This is a genomic window from Candidatus Hydrogenedentota bacterium (genome assembly GCA_018005585.1).
Taxonomy (GTDB): domain Bacteria; phylum Hydrogenedentota; class Hydrogenedentia; order Hydrogenedentales; family JAGMZX01; genus JAGMZX01.
In genome coordinates this window covers 1-6,750 of the sequence record JAGMZX010000218.1, presented here as the reverse complement: position 1 = coordinate 6,750, position 6,750 = coordinate 1, and the positions used below count along the sequence as shown (strand labels likewise).

The 6,750-nt window shown below is 62.8% G+C and carries 3 protein-coding genes and 2 pseudogenes; all 5 read left to right on the top strand.

Going from position 1 to position 6,750, the window contains the following annotated elements:
- The first annotated feature begins 212 nt into the window (after positions 1-212).
- The gene (locus KA184_22375; GenBank protein MBP8132335.1) at positions 213-1,313 is read left to right on the top strand and encodes a hypothetical protein; all 1,101 of its coding nucleotides are present in this window, start codon (positions 213-215) and stop codon (positions 1,311-1,313) included.
- A gap of 421 nt (positions 1,314-1,734) precedes the next feature.
- A pseudogene (locus KA184_22370) lies at positions 1,735-2,037 on the top strand (thrombospondin type 3 repeat-containing protein).
- 138 nt (positions 2,038-2,175) lie between these two features.
- Positions 2,176-2,274, top strand: a pseudogene (locus KA184_22365) (putative metal-binding motif-containing protein).
- A gap of 144 nt (positions 2,275-2,418) precedes the next feature.
- On the top strand, positions 2,419-4,380 hold the full coding sequence (locus KA184_22360; protein MBP8132334.1) for a thrombospondin type 3 repeat-containing protein: 1,962 nt from the start codon (positions 2,419-2,421) through the stop codon (positions 4,378-4,380).
- Positions 4,381-4,848: 468 nt separating this feature from the next.
- A partial coding sequence (locus tag KA184_22355) for a hypothetical protein (protein ID MBP8132333.1) occupies positions 4,849-6,750 on the top strand: 1,902 nt, incomplete at its 3' end.

The following is a 6,750-nucleotide window of genomic DNA, read 5'->3' as shown; positions in this document are numbered from 1 at the left end:
ATAACCCATTGATGGCAAATATCTTGCAACTGCAGCCGCGCCGGATAGGGAGTGTTTGGCACGGATAATGCTCTATCTCCGGCAGCGGGGATTTCAGGCGGCAACGGCGCGCCGGGGGAAGTTGAGGTATGGAGGAAGCGTCTTTCTCGGGGAGAGAAGGACACAAACCAGAGACCGGGAGCGGATACACGCTCCGGTCAGGGAGATTCATCATGGAAAGAAGGCGTTGTTTCAGCGAAGTTGCGATGCTGGCCGTCATCGGGTTGCTCCTGTTGGCGCCGGCGTCATCGGCGCAGCCCAAGGCCTACTGGTCCGCCGATACGCCCATCACGGTGGCGGACTGCCCGGACTGGACAACTGAACAGCAGCAACTTGGGCATTCGGAGATTACGGTTCCGCCGGAGGATTCGGCGACACTTATGAACATGATGGTCGTTGTGAATTTCGAAAGCAACAAGAAAGCCATAGTAGATGATGGTGCGGGTAGCAGGTGGAGGCAGGGGCTGGAATTGTACTTAGTTGACCCGGACGGCAACTGGATTCAATTAACATATGCATTCGAAACGATTTTCTCCTTTTACTGTGATTCAAGCACACAAACATATAAGAATTGTTTTTTTCACAGCGACGCTTACTATGATCCTGATATGAATATGCTTGGTCTGGGCGACGGGCCACAATCCGGTCCATTCATGAGTTTCTATAATATTATTCGTGTCGGTACCACGGAAGGAATGTGGCTTCTGGTTATTGTGCAGGAGCGGATAGATTCGGACTGCTCCTTCGAAGACTGCGACGGCTCGATGACTCTGAAGTCGTGGGGTCTCGTTTTCAATCCGGGCGAATATCAGGAGAATACCACGGAAAGCACGCTCGCGGTTCCGTGGTTCGTGGACAATGCGGGCGTCGCCGTGGGCAACCCGCCCTCGGACGGCAAGATGTCCACCATCATCTTCCTGCACAACAACCTGCCCGCGACGTTTCTGGGATTTGCGGAATACTACACGGAAAACGGGGTGTACATCGGCCCGTTCGACCGCAGCGCCTTCGTGGTCGGCGGGAACGCCACGGTGGCGTTCCGGCCGGTGGCGGACGACCCGAGTTCCGTGCCCCGCGGCCAGGAGGCGCCGGCCGGCCGCGCGGTGCCCAACCGCCCGGTAAACACCGAAAACGGGAACGACGGCAAGGCGAACGGCTCGCTGGTGATCCGGTGGTGGGGCCAGCCGGGCGACCTGCAGGGTATCGCGAAGTCGTTCATGGTGAACGGATTCGAGTCGAGCACGCTGCTGCCCGCGGGCGTCCCGGTGAACTGAGGCCATGCCACGGGTGGCACGGGCGTCCCGCCCGTGGGGGTTGCTGAAGCAGTCTGTGTGCATGGGCAAGATGCCCATGCCACGGGTGGCACGGGCGTCCCGCCCGTGCGGGTTGCTGAGGCAGTCTGTGTGCATGGGCAAGATGCCCATGCCACGGGTGCCCAACCTTGCTGCCGGGATGTGCCGGGAAACGAGTCGTATGTGGCGGGCCTGTTTCTGGATGGCTGCAAGCCGCGGGGTGGTCCCGCGGCTTCGGGGTGATTGCGCGGGGCGATACCACGCACCGGGCGCATCGCGAAGAGACGGCGCGGCCTGGGCATGAACGCCCGAACCGGATTTCGAAAATGTCTTGACAGCGGGCCCCGGAAGCGTCAGAATGACGTCTAATGCTCTCGCAGGACGAGAGAGGAGGGGTGTAATCATGAAATCTGTCTCACTCTCATTCCGTAACGTGCAGCCTTGTTCTCCATCTGTTTCGTGGCGCGCCGGCTCGCTTCTGGTGGCCGCATTATGTTGCGCGGTTCTCTGCGCGCCGCTGGCCGCCGCCCAGGATACCGACGGCGATGGCGTACCCGATGCGTCGGACAACTGCCCGGCCGTTTCCAATCCCACGCAGGAGGATACGGACGGGGACGGTGTTGGCGACGCGTGCGACAATTGCAGGTTTCTGCCCAATTCGAAGCAGGATAACGCCGATGGGGACCCGGCCGGCGACGACTGCGATTGCGAGCCGGGTATTCCCGACATCTATCCGGATGCTCCGGAGCTGTGCGACTGCATTGACAACGACTGCGATGGTCAAACAGACGAAGAACTGACGGTCGATGGAGATGGGGACGGATGGCCCTACTGTCAGGGTTGCATGATACGAGACTGCAACGACAATGACAACACGGTCTATCCGGGCGCGGAAGAAGTCTGTGACGGCGTGGACAACGATTGCGACGGTCCGGTCGATGAGTCCTGCATCGAAAAGAACACGGACTGGTGCCGGTTACAGGGACCGGCCACTATCAACATCGAGGCCGGCATACAAACGGCGGCCATCTCGGGCCGGGTGCTTGAAGCGGGTATTACTACCCTGACTTCTGGCATTGACGCCGGGATGATTGCCCAACTGGGCTACGGCGCCACCGGAACAAATCCCACTACCTGGACAGTCTGGTACACGGCTTCGGGTACGCCGGGCTGGAACGACGCGGCGGCGGGCGAACCGGGCGTGGATGAATACCGGGGAACGCTGACCGTCTCGAACGCGGGCACCTATAATTACTGTCTCCGGTTTCGCATCAGCCCGAACGGACCGTGGCTGTATGGCGACCTGAACACAGGCGCCGGACAGGACGGCAGCGAGGACGGATTGCAGCTCGACCGCCTGGGCGTGCTTACGGTCACCTTGCCGAGCCTGGATTACGGGGACGCGCCCAGCCCGTACCCAACGCTCTCGTCTCAAGAGGGGGCCAGTCACGCATTAACGGGCCCGTTCCTGGGCGCAACCCGGGACGGGGAAACCGACGGCCAGCCCAACGCGGCGGCCACCGGCGATGATGTCTCGGTCAGCGACGATGAAGACGGCGTGACCTTCACCTCGGTACTGACTGCCGGTACGACGGCGACGGTGGATGTGGTGGCGTCCGGTTCCGGCAAACTGAGCGCATGGATTGATTTCGGCCAGGACGGGTCGTGGTCCGGCGATCAGATATTCACGGACCAGCTTCTCAGCGCAGGCGTTAACCCGTTGTCCTTCTCCGTGCCTGCATGGGCGCCCGCGGGTCCGACCTACGCCCGGTTCCGCTTTGACCAGGCGGGGAGATTGTCGTGGGACACCCCCGCGCCGGATGGCGAGGTCGAGGACTATCTGGTGGAAGTTCTCGGGGGCGGCGAAGGGGAAGGCGAAGGCGAGCCCTGCGAGTTCGACGAAGACTGCGACGATGGCGACCCATGCACGGAAGACGTCTGCGAGCCGCTCGGTTGTGTCCACTGGGCCATTCCCGGCTGCGCCGAGTGCGGAGTGGACGCGGACTGCGACGATGGCGACCCGTGTACCGACGACGTCTGTATCGCGGGCCACTGCGAGCACTTCGCCATTCCCGGGTGCACAGGCGAAGGGGAAGGCGAGGGCGAGCCCGACGGCGATTTCGACGGGGTTCCCGATTCCGCGGATAATTGCGTTGCCAATGCCAATCCCACGCAGGCGGATGCCGACAGCGACGGTCTGGGGGATGCCTGCGACAACTGCCCCGGCGTTTCCAATGATGACCAGCGGGATTTTGACCGTGATGGCCAAGGCGACCTGTGTGACCCGGATGACGATGACGACGGCGTGCCGGATGTGGACGACTGCGAACCGATGAGCCCGGATATCTATCAAGGCGCTCTGGACACGTGCGACGGAATCGACAATGACTGCGACGGCGTGTATGACGAAGACGCCGAGTTCGACAATGACAGCGATGGATTCGCGCTGTGTGATAGCGGTCAGGTGCTGGATTGCGACGACACAGACCCGGATATCTATCCCGGCGCGCCCGAGCGCTGCAATGGCCTCGATGACGACTGCGACGGTGTTGCGGAGACGGACTTGGATGGCGACGGGCTGGGCGATGCTTGCGACAACTGCCCCATCGCGGCCAATGCGGACCAGGTGGACGCCAATGGCGACGGCATGGGCGACGCCTGCGACGCCGTGCCGCCCGATGCCGTCCTGGTATTCGAAGAGGGTGTTGCGGCTATCTGCCTGCCCTTGCCGTCGAGTCTGCCCCGTGACCCCGTGCACCCGGATTATTCGTGGCGCCGCTGGCCCGATTTCGCGCAGCCGCTCATGGACTCGACGCGCTACTCGGGCGCGGACACGGATACTTTGTGCGTCAATCGCCCGGATGGAACCGCCGCGGGCCGGTATACCCTCCTGTACGATGATGGCGCGAGCAAGAGTATCGCGGCTTACACCTTCGAGCTGCAGTACCTTGCCGATATGCCTGTGGGCGGCGTTTTCGGCCTGGCCGCCGCCGCATTGATGATTACCTGGTCGGGCGCCGCGGTGTTTCGCCGGAGACGGCGCCTATAGCCGCCATCGAGGGGAGAGCAGCGTGAGGGAAGCCGCGCCCGGCGCCTTTGCCGCGCACGTCTGGTGCGCCCGGAGGCGCCGGGCGCGGGCTTTTCGGGCCCGCGGTCAGCGCCAGGAGCGGCGGCCGAATGCCCGTGGGCCTCGCGGCGCCGGAACCGGGTTTCTCCTGTCTTCCGGGCGCGCATTGGCCGCGGGGGCGGAGGGAAGCGCTTGGCGTCAGGAAACCTGGTCCCGGGAGGCCTCGTCAAAAGGCCGGGGGCATTGGCCCGTTGCCTGCAAGCGCATGGTTGGCATTTGGACGCGTTTGGTGCGATAATTCGAGCGAGGTGGAATGTATTGTGCGCCTGCTGGATAGCAGGAATGGCAGTAGCGGGCCCTTCCATCACGGGGGTGGACGGGCTTTCAAGATAACTGTTTCTCATGCTAGCGCGCCGCGCGCGCAAGACGCGGCGCTGTAAGGAGAAGGTTATGGGCAGCATCTGTACTCACGTACCCGCGGGAGGTCTATGGAAAGCGTTGCTTCCGGCGATCCTTTGTCTCGCCTTGTTTGCGCCGGGGGCGCGGGCCGAAATCGTGGGCGAACCGGCCTGTCCGGCATGGACCTTCCTGGTCAATGAAGGCTGGCTGCTGTTTCCGGCCGTGGGTATCGCGGATTTCAACACGGCGGACATCAACAGCAACGCAATGTTCGACAAGCTTGAGCTGGCGCCGCTCGAGGCGGTGCTCTGCAACGAGGCGCTGCCACAGCACGCGGAAGTGCGCGCCTATTACCAGGCGGTGCTGGCGCAGGTGCGCGCCGAGTCCACCTATGCGGCTACGCTGCAGCCGTTCGAGAATGCGCTGACCGCATTCATCATGATCGACCAGTACACGGCGGACCAGTTGAAGAGCCGGCTGGGCCTGGAAGGCTCCTACGCGGCGTATACGGCCGGCAAGATGGCGAATGAGCCCTTCTCGTGGTCGGGCAATTATGACGGGGACGCCAGCGTCAACTACTGCGAATACCAGCGTGTCGTGGATGAGGCGGGCGGACGCATCCAGTATGCGGAATACGCCACCAACCCGGCGGAACCCGGCCAGGCCGGCTGCGACCCGTTCCGGGTGCCCGATTACTGCACGATTGTGGACCAAATCGCGAGCAACGGGCTGTTGCGCGGCTTGCTGGACGAAGAGGACGCCGCCCTGCTCAACAAGCTGTTCTGCAAGGGGTCGGACGTGTACTGCGCCGAGCATCCGGAAGCCGCCTTCTGTCCGATCAGCCCGCCCGAGCCGTCGCCGGACATCAACGGCGGTATCGATGAGGTGGCGCAGTTGCCGCTCCCGAACGGGATGTATGACGTCGAGTATGAGCTGGGCCTGATTCGGGCCGTATTGCAGGACCCCAGTTTCGACCTGTCGAGCGGGTCGGCGCCGGGGCAGGTGCGCCCTGGCGTTACCTATGACATTACCATGCAGGGGCTGCACGTGAACCGGACACGGCTGTATGCGGACGTGGGGCCGGACGCGCTCGCATTGCTGGAGGCGTTCGGGCTGGGTTATCTCGCGGACGGGCTGGTGGACCTGATGTCGAGCTTCCTGATCCTCGGCGATGACCTGTCCTCGGGTTCGGTGATCTTCTTGTTCGGGCTCATCGGTGAATATGCAGCGAACCCGAACCCCGACCCGCGCAGTTTCGTCAATCTGCCCACGTACTATGCCTGGTTCGGCGACGCGGACGGCGACGGCTACTGCAACCGGCTCGAATACGATGCCTTCTACGATGCGGGCGACCCGTCGCTGTACGTCACGGCGGCCCTGGACCCGACCATCGTCCCGCCCGGCACGGACGAATGCCCCGACCAGGCGTTCGTTTTCAGCGACGCCTACGTGTACCGGCCCGAGGACCGGCATGTGTTTCGCAACTCGCTCGTGCCCGGCACCGGCGACGGCTGCCAGATGTATGCGCAGACCCATTACATCGGGAAGCTGGACCGTGTGTACATCCCCGGCAACTTGATAACCATCCGTTCGGCCGAAGAGAACCAATGGCCGTTCGATCACGGTCTCGTGTCGGATACGCGCATGATCGGCCTGCACGACCCGGACTTGGACAACGCGAACTACGAGTGGTACAGCGGCGAACCCGTCACGTACACCAATTGGCGAGACGGCGAACCGAATAACCTGGATGAGCCTTGGGTGGAACTCAGGACGGACGGCTTCTGGAACGACGATAACAACACCCGTTTCGGCATTATCGAGTTCGTGCCGCCGTGCGATGACGCCTATTACGACCTCGATGAAGACGGCGTGCCGGATGAATGGGAAGACAACGACGGCGATGGCGTTCCCGATGGCTTCCTGCCGGATGGCACGCCCATTACCTGCATA

Excerpts from the sequence above, each read along its gene's own strand:
- KA184_22375 (MBP8132335.1), top strand. The coding sequence starts at position 213 with ATGGAAAGAAGGCGTTGTTTCAGCGAAGTTGCGATGCTGGCCGTCATC.
- KA184_22360 (MBP8132334.1), top strand. The coding sequence starts at position 2,419 with ATGATTGCCCAACTGGGCTACGGCGCCACCGGAACAAATCCCACTACC.